This window comes from Mesorhizobium sp. Root695, assembly GCF_001428185.1.
Taxonomy (GTDB): Bacteria; Pseudomonadota; Alphaproteobacteria; order Rhizobiales; family Rhizobiaceae; genus Mesorhizobium.
On record NZ_LMHO01000004.1, the window covers coordinates 193,260 to 207,447 of the forward strand.

Here is a 14,188-nt window from a genome sequence, read left to right on the forward strand (position 1 = left end):
AAATAAGGTTTCAAAAAACCCGGTGAATGAATTCCTTAGGATTTGACCGGCTTCTCGTTTCTCCTTGAACCTTGGCCACGGAAGGTGTCGGCAATGCACATGGTTTCTGGGCACACGGTTTCTGCTCGGCAGCTTGCGGCGCCAGCGTCCGGTCAGGGCGCGGCCGAGCTTGGCGACCTGCCGGAATGGAACCTTGCCGATCTCTATGCCGGCATGGATGCGCCGGAACTGAAGCGCGACATCGCCAAGGCCGCCACTGATGCGATCAGCTTCGAGAGCCGCTGGAAGGGCACGCTGGCCGCCGAGGCCGAGCGCGGCAGCGCCGGCAGGCTGGGCGAGGCGCTTGTCGCCTACGAGGCACTGGAGGAACTGATCGGCCGCATCGTCTCCTATGCGGGACTGGTCTATGCCGGCAACACCGCCGACCCGCAGCGCGCCAAGCTCTATGGCGACATCCAGGAGAAGATGACCGACGCCAGCGCGCACCTTCTGTTCTTCGCGCTCGAACTCAACCTTATCGACGATGCCGCCATCGAAGGCGCGCTCGCCGGCGATCCCGCTTTCGGCCACTACCGGCCTTGGGTGCTCGATCTGCGCAAGGACAAGCCCTACCAGCTCGAGGACCGTGTCGAGCAACTCTTCCACGAAAAATCAATCACCGGGCGCGGCGCCTGGAACCGCCTGTTCGACGAGACGATGACCGACCTTCGCTTCGACATCGACGGCGAGGAACTGACGCTGGAGCCGGCACTGAACCGCTTGCAGGACGCCGATGGCGAGGTGCGCCGCCAAGCGTCCGAGGCGTTGGCCACGACCTTCCGCAGGAATTTGCGCACCTTCGCGCTGATCACCAACACGCTGGCCAAGGACAAGGAAATATCAGACCGCTGGCGCGGCTTCGAGGACATCGCCGATTCACGCCATCTCGCCAACCGCGTCGAGCGCAGCGTGGTGGATGCCCTGGCCTCCGCCGTGCGCGATGCCTATCCGCGCCTGTCACATCGCTACTACGCGATGAAGGCGCGCTGGCTGGGCATGGAGGTGATGAACCACTGGGACCGCAACGCGCCGTTGCCGGATACGCCCCAGGCGGTCATCGGCTGGGACGAGGCCAGGAACACCGTGCTGTCCGCCTATCAGCGCTTTTCGCCCGACATGGCGGAGATCGCGCGAACCTTCTTCGACCGCAACTGGATCGACGCGCCGGTGCGGCCCGGCAAGTCGCCTGGCGCTTTCGCCCATCCGACCGTGCCGTCGGCGCACCCTTACGTCCTGCTCAATTACATGGGCAAGCCGCGCGATGTGATGACGCTGGCGCATGAGCTTGGCCATGGCGTGCATCAGGTGCTGGCCAGCGGCCAGGGTGCGCTGATGGCCTCGACGCCGCTGACGCTGGCCGAGACGGCGTCCGTCTTCGGCGAGATGCTGACCTTCCGCTCGCTGCTCGACCAGACCACAGACAGGCGCGAGCGCAAGGCCATGCTGGCCCAGAAGGTCGAGGACATGATCAACACGGTCGTGCGCCAGATCGCCTTCTATGAATTCGAGCGCAAGGTGCATGCCGAGCGCAAGAATGGCGAACTGACCTCCGACAGGCTCGGCCAGTTCTGGCTCGAAGTGCAGGCCGAAAGCCTCGGCCCGGCGATCAAGCTGCGCGAAGGCTACGAGGTGTTCTGGACCTACATTCCGCACTTCATCCATTCGCCCTTCTACGTCTACGCCTATGCTTTCGGCGACTGCCTGGTGAATTCGCTCTACGCGGTCTACCAGAATGCCGAGCGTGGCTTCCAGGACAAGTATTTCGAGATGCTGCGCGCCGGCGGCACCAAGCATCATTCCGAGCTTCTGGCGCCCTTCGGCCTTGATGCGACCGACCCCGCCTTCTGGCAGATCGGGCTTGGCGTCATCAGTGGCCTGATCGACGAGTTGGAAGCGCTCGACGCTTGATACATGTCCCGTAGGCGTCCCTGAACAGTTTAGCCGGAATGCATGTTGGGATAGCTCTATTATCGTCCTAAATATCTGTTCTTGAAGTACTCTCCACCGAAGTTTTCCGATAGCTTTCCACAAGCTCTATGATAGCCTTCGCTCCAAGCTCAGCCGGAGCGCATGCGGATCGGCGAGAAAAATCTCAGCCGACCGTGGCGCTCAGGCGAACGCGACAACGGCCGTTGGCCATGGGCAAGCAAAGCCGATCGCCGACAGCTCCACCGAAGCCGGCTGTTCTGCGAACCGCGGAACCACCATCGAGTAGTCCTCCGCCGAGGGTCATGGACCCATGCCGCGGCAGACGGATCTGACTGGAGAGAGACAATGGGCACTTTTTTCTACATGCTCCTGGCGTTCCTGGTAGGCGTATTGGTGGGCTGGTTTCTCTGGGGCCGTCTGCGCGGTGAGCTCGACAGCTTGCGCGGCGACGTCGACCGCACACGCAGCGAACGCGACAGGCTGCGCGCCGACAGCGACCGGCTAACTGGCGAACTCGATGCATGTGGCAAGACCCGCGCCGACCTAGAGCGCCGGCTGCGCGAGGCACAGGCAACCCCCGCCGCCAGCGCCACGACAAAGGCTGCCCCCTCGGCCCTGATGTCGACACCCGCGACGGCCAAATCCGCACCCGTAAAGCCGGCACCAGCCAAACCGGCCGCCGCGAAGGCCGCCCCTGCAAAGCCGACGGCTGCGAAACCGGCGGCGCCAAAGCCGGCAGCGCCGAAACCCGCCGCAGCGAGCAAGCCCGCGGCCACGACCTCGGCGGCCAAGAGTTCAACCGCGCCAAAGGCAGCACCAGCCAAGAAAGCTGTACCGGCAACGGCCAAGCCAGCACCCGGCAAGCCCGACAATCTGCGCCGGCTGATCGGCATTGGGCCGGTCAACGAAAAGCTGCTCAAGGCGCAAGGCGTCACCAGCTTCGCCCAGATCGCCGGCTGGACAGCCGCTGACATCAAGCGGATCGAGGACGTGATGAATTTCGACGGCCGCATCGCACGTGAACGCTGGATCGAGCAGGCCAAGCTGCTCGCCGCCGGCAACGAGAAGGAATTCGCCAAGCAGTTTCCGACCGCGGGAACCGCCAGCAACACCTGATCGCCAGGCAAGAGTTGAAGATTGCAAACGGCGGCGTCAATATGGTGCCGCCGTTTGCTTTTGGCCCCTGGGTTGGCCCGGAGTCGACCCAAAGGTCGGCCCAAAGGTCGGCTTTGAGTGGCAGCGTGCCGTTCCCTCGATTGCGCACGAGCGGGCCCCCATATAGAGCGGTCAATGGCTTCATTGACCGCAGCATCCGGTACCCATGTCCCTGCCCGCCGCCATTTTCCGCAACGACGAAAGCGCGCGCCAGCTCGTTTTCGACCGGCCGGCCGATGTCATCGTGGCGCATGAGGCGAGGGATTTCCTGCCTGCACTAGCGGCAGCGCAAGCCGCGCACGACGCCGGCAAATGGCTGGCCGGTTATTTCTCCTATGAGGCGGGTTATCTGCTCGAACCGAAGCTCGTCCCCTTGCTGCCGGACGGGCGCCGCGCTCCACTCGTGTGCCTTGGGGTTTTCGATGCGCCGGTCGAAGAGGCGGTGCCGCCCCGCAACTCAGCGGCGACCAATGGTCCGATCTTCGACGCCCGCGCGGCGTGGTCGCCCAAGGACTATGAGAAGCGGTTCTCGCGGCTGCACCAGCACATCAGGCATGGCAATTGCTACCAGGGCAATCTGACCTTTCCGGTGCATGCGCAATGGTCGGGCGACCCGCTGGCCGCCTTCGATGCGCTGACCGAACGCCAGCCGGTGAAATATGGCGCGCTCGTTGCACTCGGCGAGCCCATCGTGCTGTCGCGTTCGCCTGAACTGTTCTTCGAGATTGACACCGAGGGCATGATCGAGACGCATCCGATGAAGGGCACGGCGTCGCGCGGCGCGACCAAGGCCGAAGACGAGCGGCAGAAGATCTTCCTGCGCAATGACGAGAAGAACCAGGCCGAAAACCGCATGATCGTCGATCTCCTGCGCAACGATATCTCGCTGATCAGCGAGGTCGGCACGCTGGACGTGCCGGCGCTGTTCCGCATCGAGACCTATCCGACGGTCCACCAGATGGTAAGCGACGTCAGGGCAAAACTGCTGCCGGGTCTTTCGATCCGCCAGATATTCGCGGCGCTGTTTCCGTGCGGCTCGATAACCGGCGCGCCAAAGATCCGCGCCATGGAAATCCTGCGCGATCTGGAGGGCACGCCCCGCGACGCCTATTGCGGCGCCATCGGCTGGATTGCACCTGGCGGCACGATGCGCTTTTCCGTGGCGATCCGCACCATCTCGCTCTTTTCCGGCGGCGAGGCCATCTACAATGTCGGTGGCGGCGTCGTCTTCGATTCGACGGCGCAGGAGGAGTATCAGGAGTGTCTGCTGAAAGCGCGCTTCGCGACGGGAACACCGCCAATTTCCAGCTGATCGAGACCATGCGCTGGGAACCCGGCTCGGGCTTCCTGCGCTTCGATCGCCATCTCGCGCGCCTCTATGGCTCGGCGGCGGAGCTCGGCTTCCGCTATGATCCAGGCAAGGTCGGCGAGGCGCTCAGCGGCGCGGTCAGCGGTTCCGGCATTGCCATGCGCACGCGCCTCGTCCTGTCGCACGACGGCGAGGTGACAGCCTCGGCACAGCCGTATGAACCGCTCGCCGCCGACAGGGTCTGGCTGCTGCGGCTGGCACGGACAAGGCTCGATTCGAGCAACACGCTGCTGCGCCACAAGACCAGCCGGCGACAGGTCTACACGCATGCCCGCGCCGAATATCTCATCACCCAGGCCGACGAGGTGATCCTGGCCAATGAGCGTGGCGAGATCTGCGAAGGCACGATCACCAATATCTTCGCCGATCTTGGCGACGGCATGCTGGCGACGCCGCGGTTCGACTGCGGCCTGCTGCCTGGCGTATTGCGGGCCGAGCTTCTGGATGAAGGCCGCGCTCGCGAAGCGATCTACAGCTTGGACGATTTGAAATCCGCCAGGGCGCTGTTCGTCGGCAATTCGCTGCGCGGACTGATCCCGGCCAAACTGACCTGAGAGAAGCCAATGTTCGTCGTTTCGCTGAACTACAAGGTGCCGCTGACCGAGATCGACAAGCTCCAGGCGGCGCATGTCGAGTGGCTGAAGGCCTGCTATGCGGACGGCATCTTCGTCGTCTCCGGCCCGAAGAGACCGCGAACCGGCGGCATCATCATCGCGCAATGCCCGCGTGACGTGCTCGACGCCAGGCTGGCCGCCGACCCTTTCGCCAAGGCAGGCGTGGCCGACTATGATGTCACCGAATTCCTGGCGAGGATGACCGCCGCCGAACTCGACGATTTCAAGGAAGCATGAGCTTGGCCGAGGCGCTGCCCACCCACACGCCCTATGACGGCTCGTCGAAACTCTTCAGCATCGGGCTGAAGCCGCTCGATCCGGCGGACTGGATCGAGGTCGACGACCATTTGCTGCCGTATCTCGCCGAAAAGCACCGGCTCTATGGGGAAATCCCCGAGCGGGTTTTCGTCGAGGAGGACGGCACCCGGGACGCCCAGCAGGAAGTGCTCGACTTGCTCGGTGCGCATCTGCTGGAGAGATTTCCCGACACCTATCGGCGCACCGCCGCGAGTATCGAGGCGGTGGGCGCCGCGAACCATCCGGCCATCCCTTCCGGTCTCGGCGACGCCCCGCTTGTCACCGCCTCGCTGCTGGTCCAGGAGGACCTGATCCTGATGCGCCGCAGCGACAGCGGCTGGCGGCTGGTCGCCGGCTCGCTTTGCTTTCCCTCGTCCTGGTCGCTCCTGGAAAAGTTCAGCAAGCCGCTGCAGGACATCCACGCGCCGGTGCCGGGTTTCGGTCCGGGCACGCGTCCGGCCGAGCTGATCAACCGGATGTTCGATGGCCTCCAGGGGCAGGCCGTCGAGCGCTACAACTGGTCGATCCAGTCTGATAACGCGCTCTACCATCCGCTCTCCGACCTGCAGCGCATCGACCGCGCCACCAACCGGCCATCGCGCTTTCCCGATGGCGACATCGATGCCCATGCCTTCATCCGCGTCGAGCGGCAAACCCTGCGGAAACTGCCTGTTACACGCGATATCCTGTTCACCATCCGCATCCATCTCGACCCTCTCGCCGTACTCGCCCGGCACCCGGATCGGGCAACGCTGGCGGTGTCTTTCGCCGCCCAGCTCGGAGCACTCGATCTCGCCCAGCTCGACTACAAGGGCCTGACATCAGACCGCGACCGGCTGATCGCCTTGCTTAAGGCGCTGGCGCTGTCCTAAATCGCGGCCAGACCAAGCAGCAGGATCGCGGACATCGCGGTAAAGACGGTGACGTTGACATCCCACCGCCAACCCGCTGGTCCGAACGGCGGTCGGAATGGCAGGTAGCCGTTCTCGTCGTGGAGCACGCCGCCATAGATCGGTCGTGAGAGCATGGCCAAGAAGAACGCTCCATACATGGCGACGCCCAATCCCCCGGCGAGATAGAGCCGCTCGGCTTCGAGTGGCCCTCCAATCCAGATAAGCCCCAGAGCAATCAGCGCGACTCCGGTGTAGCTCAGCACCTGCCAAACGACGTGAAACCGGGCGTGCGGAGTCCACAGCGGATTGGTGGCGTGGGTGGCGTTGAGGTCGGCTTTGATCGTCACCACACCGTAGCCCACGGTCGCGACGCTCAGCAGAATTCGGGCAAGCAGATGACTGTCGTAAGCGAGTTCCATCGCACTTTCGTCCTTCACTAGGGAAAACGATGACGAGTACTTCAGCAGATTGGAATCCAAAGTGCCTCAATGAGGAAACAGCAGTATGTCGGCGGCACGCGGACGCCGCGCTTGGCCGGGCCGGGCCGGGACGCGGCAGCGTCACGCCACTGGAACGAATTGAATGGCGCCCTGGGCACAGAAGAGCTGCCCGTCGGCCAGCCGCGCATAGTTATGGACGGTTCCGTTCTCATGATCCTGCAACTGCACGACGAAGTTGCCGCTCTGCTCCGTCCAGCTCACGAGCACGAGGTTCGGGCGTACGCTGGTCAAGTCGACCTTGACCACCTCGTCAATTTCGGTGACTCCGATCGACGCCTGCAGATGTAATTCCTCCGGCGAAAAAAACGTCAGCCGGGGTACGAACGGGCCGAAAACGCAGTCGAAAGTCTTACCGATAAGCGAGGCTGGAAAAACATTGGTTTCTGCCATAACTCCCTCCCTGGGCATGGCCGTTGGGACCAAGCCATTTGACAATCTCCGGTATTTCAGTCGCAAAAATATACCAGATATGCACGCTTGGAGCGCTCCAAGTGATACGATCCGCCCTTTCCATTTTCGAGTCAACAAAATTCTTGGAGCGCTCCAAAAAATGGTCTAACTGAAATGAAATGGGTGAATCGCAATGCCAACGCTAGCCGACGTGGGCAAGGCTGCCGGTGTCTCCCGGGGCACTGTTTCCAACGTCTTCAACCGGCCGGAACTGGTCAGGCCTGAATTGCGCCAACGTGTCGAAGCGGCCGCGCGAGCGCTCGGATTTGGCGGCCCCGACCCGAAAGGACGATTGCTGCGGGACGGCAAGTTCAATGCCATCGGGTTCATGCCACCTGGCGCCTACGCCATCGCCGAGGTGATGAGAAGTCCCTATGGCCGCGAGCTGGTACTGGGCGTTTCGCTCGCCTGCGACGAGGCCGGAACGACGCTCAGCCTTGTAAACGGCACCGACAATACCCGCTTCGCCAGCATCCGCGAGGCCCTCGTTGACGGCTTCATCCTTGGTCACAGCGGGGACATCGGTCTCATAACATCGGCACAACGACGGCGCCTGCCCTTCGTCATTCTCGAAAATGACGCAGGTCCCGACATCAATTCGATAAAGATCGACGGCAGGAGTGGCGCGATTGCGGCCGTCCGGCATCTGACCGGGCTGGGACACCGACATTTTGCCATCCTGTCCGTGCGCCGGACTTCCGGCCCTCCGATCGTCCATATGCCCGGACTGGCGAAGCGGCCGCTTCTAGCCGGCTTCTCGCTCGACGACGAAAGGCTCGACGGCTTCAAACAAGGTTTGGCGGAGGCGAACTTGTCGATCGACGATGTCCCGATCATCGAGACGACGCCCGGCGATCCGTCTGCTGGAGCGGTGGTATTCGACAATGTGCCTGAAGCAACCGCGATCCTGACCATGTCGGATTGGCAGGCGATCACAATACTCGACGAGGCGGTTTGCCGCGGCATAGAGGTGCCGGGCCACGTGTCGGTCATTGGCTTCGATGGCACTGCCGAATCCGCGCGCACCACACCTCCGCTGACGACTGTTGCGCAAGACGTGATCGGAAAAGGCAGGCTCGCCGCCCGCATGGTTCTTGACAATCAACCGCCCCGCCAAGTCGTTCTGCCCGTGGAATTGGTGGTTCGGGCGTCCACAGCCGCGCCGAGGGCAAAAATCCGTTGAACGGGCGGGGGCGCGTCGCTTGCGCTTGGCGAATGAGCTAGCTCCGGCTCGGATAGAGCCACTCATCCACGGTTTCGGCCTTAACCACGTAGCCAACGCAGCGTAGCCGCGGTTGGCGCTTTTCGCTGGTTTATGACAATGATCTGTGATGTAGCGCATGGCCGCCGGGCAAAAATCCCCGGTTTTGCGCGTGTTTTCCCAGTTTCCTGGGTTTTGAAGGAGTGCTCGATAAAATGGCGAATGAAAACTGGCCCGTTTACGGTGAAATCACCGGCCCTGTCGTGATGATCGGCTTCGGTTCGATCGGCCGGGGAACGCTGCCGCTGATCGAACGCCATTTCAAGTTCGACAAGTCGCGCATGACGGTCATCGACCCGCGCGACACCGACCGCAAGCTGCTCGACGAGCGCGGCATCGCCTTCGTCCAGGAAGCGGTGACCGAGAAGAACTTCAAGAAGCTCTTGACGCCGCTTCTGAGCAATGGCGGCGGCCAGGGTTTTTGCATCAACCTATCGGTCGATACCGGCTCGGTGGATCTGATGCGGCTCTGCCGCAAGCTCGGCGTGCTCTACATCGACACCGTCGTCGAACCATGGCTCGGCTTCTATTTCGACGCCAAGGCTGACAACGCCAGCCGCACCAACTACGCGCTGCGCGAGTCGCTGCTCAAGGAAAAGCACGACAAGCCCGGTGGTGTGACCGCGGTCTCCACCTGCGGCGCCAATCCCGGCATGGTCTCGTGGTTCGTCAAGCAGGCGCTGGTCAACCTCGCCACCGATCTTGGCCTCGAGTTTTCGGAGCCGGCGCAGGAAGACCGCGAGGGCTGGGCCAAGCTGATGAAGAAGGCTGGCGTCAAGGGTATCCACATCGCCGAACGCGACACCCAGCGCGCCAAGAAACCGAAGCCGATGGAGGTGTTCTGGAACACCTGGTCGGTCGAGGGTTTCATCTCCGAGGGTCTGCAGCCCGCCGAACTCGGGTGGGGCACGCATGAGACGTGGATGCCCAAGAACGCCAAGAAGCACAAGCACGGTTCGAACGCCGCCATCTATCTGGAGCAGCCCGGCGCCAACACGCGCGTGCGCTCATGGTGCCCGACGCCCGGCGCGCAGTACGGCTTCCTGGTCACGCACAACGAGGCGATCTCGATCGCCGACTTCTTCACCGTGCGCTCCAAGAAGGGCAAGGTGCACTACCGCCCGACCTGCCATTATGCCTACCATCCCTGCAACGATGCGGTGCTGTCCCTGGACGAGATGTTTGGCGCCGCCGGCAAGCCTCAGCCGGTGCACCACGTGCTCGACGAGAACGAGTTGGTCGACGGCGTCGATGAACTGGGAGTGCTGCTCTACGGCCATGACAAGAACGCCTACTGGTACGGCTCGCAGCTGTCGCTCGCTGAGGCGCGCAAGCTGGCGCCCTACCAGAACGCCACCGGCATGCAGGTCACCTCGGCTGTGCTCTCGGGCATGGTCTGGGCGCTGGAAAATCCCGAGGCCGGCATCGTCGAGGCCGACGAGATGGATTACAGGCGCTGCCTGGAAGTGCAGTCCCAGTATCTCGGGCCGGTCAAGGGCTACTATACCGACTGGACGCCGCTCGATAACCGCCCCGGCCTGTTCCCGGAAGACCTCGACCGCAACGACCCGTGGCAGTTCCGCAACATCCTCGTCCGATAGCGGCCCCGCCTACATGCCTCACTGCCTTGCAATCGCCCGGAAATCGGGCGATTGAAGGGATGCGGACTGAGGAGAGGATTTTCATATGAACAACATTGCGCGCAAAGTTCTTTCGATGAGCGTAGCGGCGGCAACCTTGGCCGGGCTTGCTGCTTGTACGACCAGTGGCCCGAATGAGCCGCCGATGGCAGCGGCGCCGAAAGGCGTCGAGGGTTCCTGGATCGACGCCAAGGGCACCGGCCTGTCGACCTTCGCCGGTGGCACCTTCACAACCGTCGCCACCGACACCGGTCAGAAGCTTGCCGATGGCAGCTACACGATGACCGGCGCCACATCGGTGCAGATCAACGGCACGTCGCTGATCCGCCAGACCGCGGTTAGCTTCAACTGCCTGATGGTTTCGACAAGCCAGCTCAACTGTACCAGCTCCAGCGGCCAGAATTTCGTGCTGACACGGCGCGCCTGACCCAGCGAGCATTCGCTTCCCCAAGGACGGCGGCCGACTGGCCGCCGTCCTTTTTTATGCCGGCAAAGGTTCCCGGATTTCCGCTTGCGTCATCCGGAACGCGATGGGAACATGGCCAAAGCGCCGACTGTTATGTTCCAGTCAAGCAAGAGCGTTAAAGGCCTCTGATCAGCTTTCCGGGAGACGAAGATGAAGAAGCTTGCTGCCATTGCCGCCCTGTCCGCCTCAACCCTCGGTCTGTCGGCCGGCGCATCCTTTGCCGACTACACGCTGAACATCCTGCATATCAACGACTGGCACAGCCGCATCGAGGGCAACAACAAATATGAATCGACCTGCTCGGCTGACGAGGAGACCAAGGGCGAGTGCATCGGCGGCGCGGGCCGGCTGATCACCGCGATCGCCCAGGAGCGCAAGAAGCTGGAAGGCCAGAACGTGCTGCTGCTCAGCGCCGGCGACAATTTCCAAGGCTCGCTGTTCTACACCACTTACAAGGGCAAGGTCGAAGGCGAATTCCTCAACGAAATGAAGTTCGACGCCATGGCGCTCGGCAACCATGAATTCGACGACGGCGAAGTGGCCTTGGCACCGTTCCTCGACATGATCAAGTTCCCGGTGCTGGGCGCCAATGTGAAGGCCAACGCGCAATCCAAGCTCGGCGACCGCGTCAAGCCGTCGATCGTCGTCGAGGTCGGCGGCCAGAAGATCGGCATCGTCGGCGCGATCACCAACGACACGCCGGAACTCGCCTCCCCCGGCCCCAACGTCACAATCGAGGACGACGTCAAGTCGATCACCGCTGAAGTCGAGAAGCTGAAGGGCGAAGGCGTCAACAAGATCATCGCCGTGACCCATATCGGCTACAAGCGCGAGCGCGACGTCATTGCCAAGATCCCGGGCATCGATGTCGTCGTCGGCGGCCACAGCCATTCGCTGCTGTCGAACACCGACCCCAAGGCTGAAGGCCCCTACCCGACGATGGTCGACAACCCGGGCGGCTACAAGGTGCCGGTCGTGCAGGCGGCGTCCTATTCGAAATATCTCGGCGAATTCAAGGTGGTGTTCGACGACAATGGCGTCGTCAAATCGGCCAGCGGCGACCCGATCTATCTCGACAAGTCGATCACGCCCGATCCGGCAGTGCTCGCCCGCATCAAGGAGCTTGGTGCGCCGATCGAGGCGCTGAAGAACAAGGAAGTGGCGGAAACCTCCGACGTGATCGACGGCAGCCGCGAGAGCTGCCGCACCCGCGAATGCGCGATGGGCAACCTCGTCTCCGACGCCATCCTCGACCGCGTCAAGGGACAGGGCGTCGAGATCGTCATCTCCAATGGCGGCGGCCTGCGCGCCTCGATCGACAAGGGCACCGTCACCATGGGCGAGGTGCTGACCGTGCTGCCGTTCCAGAACACGCTGGCAACCTTCCAGATTTCCGGCAAGGACCTGGTGGCTGGCCTCGAGAGCGGCCTCAGCCAGGTCGAGGACGGCGCCGGACGCTTCCCGCAGGTCGCCGGCCTGAAATATTCCTTCGACAAATCCGTCGCGCCCAACGCCGGCCGCGTCAAGTCGGTGCAGGTCATGGAAGGCGGCGCCTGGACGCCGCTCAACCCGGACAAGGACTATCTGGTCGCCACCAACAATTATGTCCGCCAAGGCGGCGACGGCTACAAGGTCTTCGCCGACAAGGCGAAGAACGCCTACGACTACGGTCCGGGTCTCGAACAGGTGGTTGCCGACTACCTCGGCGCCCACCGGCCCTACACGCCGAAGCTCGACGGCCGCATCACTGAAATCGCAGCGACCGTCGCCGCGGCGCCCGCTGCGCCGGCAACTCCGGCACCAGCTGAAGCCGCCAAGCCCGCCGATACAGCGCCGGCAATGCCTGAATTGCCGGCCAACTCGGGCGATATCGCCAACACACCGCCGGCCGTATCCACAGAGGCACCGCCGGCCGCGCCGGCACCGGCTGAACCCGCAAAACCGGTTGAAGCTGCCCCGGCTCCTGCGCCAGCACCTGCCGAGCCGGCAAAACCAGCCGAGGCCTCGCCGACCGAAGCCAGCCATGTGATCGTCGCCGGCGATACCTATTGGGACTTGGCCAAGAAGGCCTATGGCGACGGCACCAAATGGAAGGTGATCTCAGAGGCCAACAAGGGCTACGAGCCGCGCCGGCTTCCGGTCGGCGCAACGCTGACCATCCCGCCGAAATAACCTCGCTTCGCGTCTGCGACCAGAACACCGTCCGGGAAACCGGGCGGGTTTTCTGTTTTCCGGGTAAGGTGCGGCCAGACGCGGCATTGAAAACTGGCGCCGCATCGCTAGTTTCGCCGCGACATCGCTGGTTTCGCGTGGTGTCAGGAGAACTTCTATGACGCTTTCCACCCCTGTCGACGCCAAGGCCGCGAAGGCGCTCGGCCCGTTGCCCGCCGGACATCCGCCGGTCAAGGCTGGCAAGATCGGCGTCATGCTGGTCAATCTCGGCACGCCTGACGGCACCGACTTCAAGCCGATGTGGCGGTATCTGCGTGAATTCCTGTCCGATCCGCGCGTCATCGAGCTCAACAGGGCGATCTGGTATCCGATCCTCTATGGCCTGGTGCTCACCACGCGGCCGAAGAAGTCGGGCGCCAACTACGCCCGCATCTGGAACCGGGAGAAGAACGAGTCGCCTTTGCGCACCTATACCCGCGCACAAGGCGAAAAACTGGCCGAAGCACTGCGCGACCTGCCTGATGTCGTCGTCGACTGGGCGATGCGCTATGGCAACCCTTCGACCGAAAGCGTCGCCAAAGGCCTGGTCGCCCAGGGTTGCGACCGCATTCTTTCGTTCCCGCTCTATCCGCAATATTCGGCGACCACCACGGCAACCGCCAACGATCAGCTGTTTCGCGCCTTGATGAAGATGCGCCGCGCCCCGGCCATCCGCAGCGTGCCGCCCTACTATGACGAACCGGTCTACATCGAAGCGCTGGCACGTTCGATCGAGCAGAATCTCGCGACGCTGGATTTCGAACCGGAGGTGGTCATCACCTCCTATCACGGCATTCCAAAGCCCTATTTCGAGAAGGGCGATCCCTATCATTGCCACTGCCAGAAGACGACGCGATTGTTGCGCGAACGGCTTGGCTGGGATGACAAGAAACTGATCATCACCTTTCAGTCGCGCTTCGGCGCCCAGGAATGGCTGCAGCCCTACACCGACAAGACGGTCGAGAAACTCGCGCAGGGCGGGGTGAAGTCGATCGCAATCGTCAATCCCGGTTTTTCCGTCGACTGCATCGAGACGCTGGACGAGATTGGCCGCGAAGCGGCCGAAACCTTCCATCATGCCGGCGGCAAGAACTTCGCCCATATCCCTTGCCTCAACGACAGCGCCGAAGGCATGGCGGTGATCGAGGCAATGGTGCGGCGCGAACTGTCCGGCTGGGCCTAGCAGGTTGTTGAAGAAGTCTCAGAGATACCCGTTTTGACTCTGACCTGTGCCGGGTTTGATTCCGATACGTTCCGTGAACAAAACAGTTTTTCAACAGATGGGGTGATTGGGGTCTCGGTCGAGCCTAACTGAGGGCGGCTGCTCCTGTCGGGATGTGAGAACGTGGTCGATGTGAATCGCC

Annotated in this window: 13 protein-coding genes and 1 pseudogene; 12 read left to right on the forward strand and 2 right to left on the reverse strand. The window is 62.8% G+C overall.

Going from position 1 to position 14,188, the window contains the following annotated elements; genetic code table 11:
• The first annotated feature begins 99 nt into the window (after positions 1-99).
• From ASD99_RS06765 to ASD99_RS06790, 6 genes are all read left to right on the forward strand, one after another.
• The gene (locus ASD99_RS06765) at positions 100-1,947 is read left to right on the forward strand and encodes a M3 family oligoendopeptidase (protein ID WP_156388936.1); all 1,848 of its coding nucleotides are present in this window, start codon (positions 100-102) and stop codon (positions 1,945-1,947) included.
• Between the two features lie 366 nt (positions 1,948-2,313).
• Positions 2,314-3,084 carry an NADH dehydrogenase gene (locus ASD99_RS06770; protein ID WP_056582714.1) on the forward strand — a complete coding sequence of 257 codons (771 nt, stop codon included), beginning with the start codon at positions 2,314-2,316 and terminating at the stop codon, positions 3,082-3,084.
• Positions 3,085-3,289: 205 nt separating this feature from the next.
• A complete protein-coding gene (locus tag ASD99_RS06775) occupies positions 3,290-4,435 on the forward strand; it encodes an aminodeoxychorismate synthase component I (protein ID WP_057143084.1) in 1,146 nt (381 codons plus the stop codon).
• A complete protein-coding gene (locus tag ASD99_RS06780; protein ID WP_056582754.1) occupies positions 4,384-5,046 on the forward strand; it encodes an aminotransferase class IV family protein in 663 nt (220 codons plus the stop codon). Before ASD99_RS06775 ends, ASD99_RS06780 begins: the two co-directional genes overlap by 52 nt.
• Positions 5,047-5,055: 9 nt before the next feature.
• Entirely contained in the window at positions 5,056-5,343 is a 288-nt protein-coding gene (locus ASD99_RS06785; protein WP_056582717.1) for a YciI family protein, read from the forward strand.
• Positions 5,340-6,275: a heme-dependent oxidative N-demethylase family protein gene (locus tag ASD99_RS06790; RefSeq protein WP_057143085.1), complete on the forward strand. Its 936-nt coding sequence runs from the start codon at positions 5,340-5,342 to the stop codon at positions 6,273-6,275. The genes ASD99_RS06785 and ASD99_RS06790 overlap by 4 nt, the downstream gene beginning before the upstream one ends.
• Here the strand turns inward: ASD99_RS06790 and ASD99_RS06795 are convergent.
• A complete protein-coding gene (locus ASD99_RS06795; protein ID WP_200950971.1) occupies positions 6,272-6,775 on the reverse strand; it encodes a hypothetical protein in 504 nt (167 codons plus the stop codon). The two genes, ASD99_RS06790 and ASD99_RS06795, sit on opposite strands and share 4 nt — an antisense overlap.
• An 81-nt stretch (positions 6,776-6,856) precedes the next feature.
• The gene (locus tag ASD99_RS06800; RefSeq protein WP_156388935.1) at positions 6,857-7,186 is read right to left on the reverse strand and encodes a MoaF-related domain-containing protein; all 330 of its coding nucleotides are present in this window, start codon (positions 7,184-7,186) and stop codon (positions 6,857-6,859) included.
• Positions 7,187-7,379: 193 nt separating this feature from the next.
• Between ASD99_RS06800 and ASD99_RS35395 the strand changes: the two are divergent.
• From ASD99_RS35395 to hemH, 6 genes and pseudogenes are all read left to right on the forward strand, one after another.
• Positions 7,380-7,502: pseudogene (locus ASD99_RS35395) on the forward strand (LacI family DNA-binding transcriptional regulator); the annotation flags it as partial.
• A 36-nt stretch (positions 7,503-7,538) separates the two neighbouring features.
• Positions 7,539-8,429 carry a substrate-binding domain-containing protein gene (locus ASD99_RS06805; protein ID WP_244497643.1) on the forward strand — a complete coding sequence of 297 codons (891 nt, stop codon included), beginning with the start codon at positions 7,539-7,541 and terminating at the stop codon, positions 8,427-8,429.
• A gap of 233 nt (positions 8,430-8,662) precedes the next feature.
• On the forward strand, positions 8,663-10,108 hold the full coding sequence (locus ASD99_RS06810; protein ID WP_056582721.1) for a homospermidine synthase: 1,446 nt from the start codon (positions 8,663-8,665) through the stop codon (positions 10,106-10,108).
• Between the two features lie 85 nt (positions 10,109-10,193).
• The gene (locus ASD99_RS06815; RefSeq protein WP_056582723.1) at positions 10,194-10,574 is read left to right on the forward strand and encodes a hypothetical protein; all 381 of its coding nucleotides are present in this window, start codon (positions 10,194-10,196) and stop codon (positions 10,572-10,574) included.
• Between the two features lie 189 nt (positions 10,575-10,763).
• Positions 10,764-12,785 (forward strand): bifunctional metallophosphatase/5'-nucleotidase, encoded by a 2,022-nt coding sequence (locus tag ASD99_RS06820; RefSeq protein WP_057143088.1) that lies wholly within the window; start codon positions 10,764-10,766, stop codon positions 12,783-12,785.
• Positions 12,786-12,942: 157 nt separating this feature from the next.
• Complete coding sequence (gene hemH, locus ASD99_RS06825) at positions 12,943-14,007, forward strand: ferrochelatase (protein ID WP_056582727.1); 1,065 nt, start codon at positions 12,943-12,945, stop codon at positions 14,005-14,007.
• The last annotated feature ends 181 nt before the right edge of the window (positions 14,008-14,188 follow it).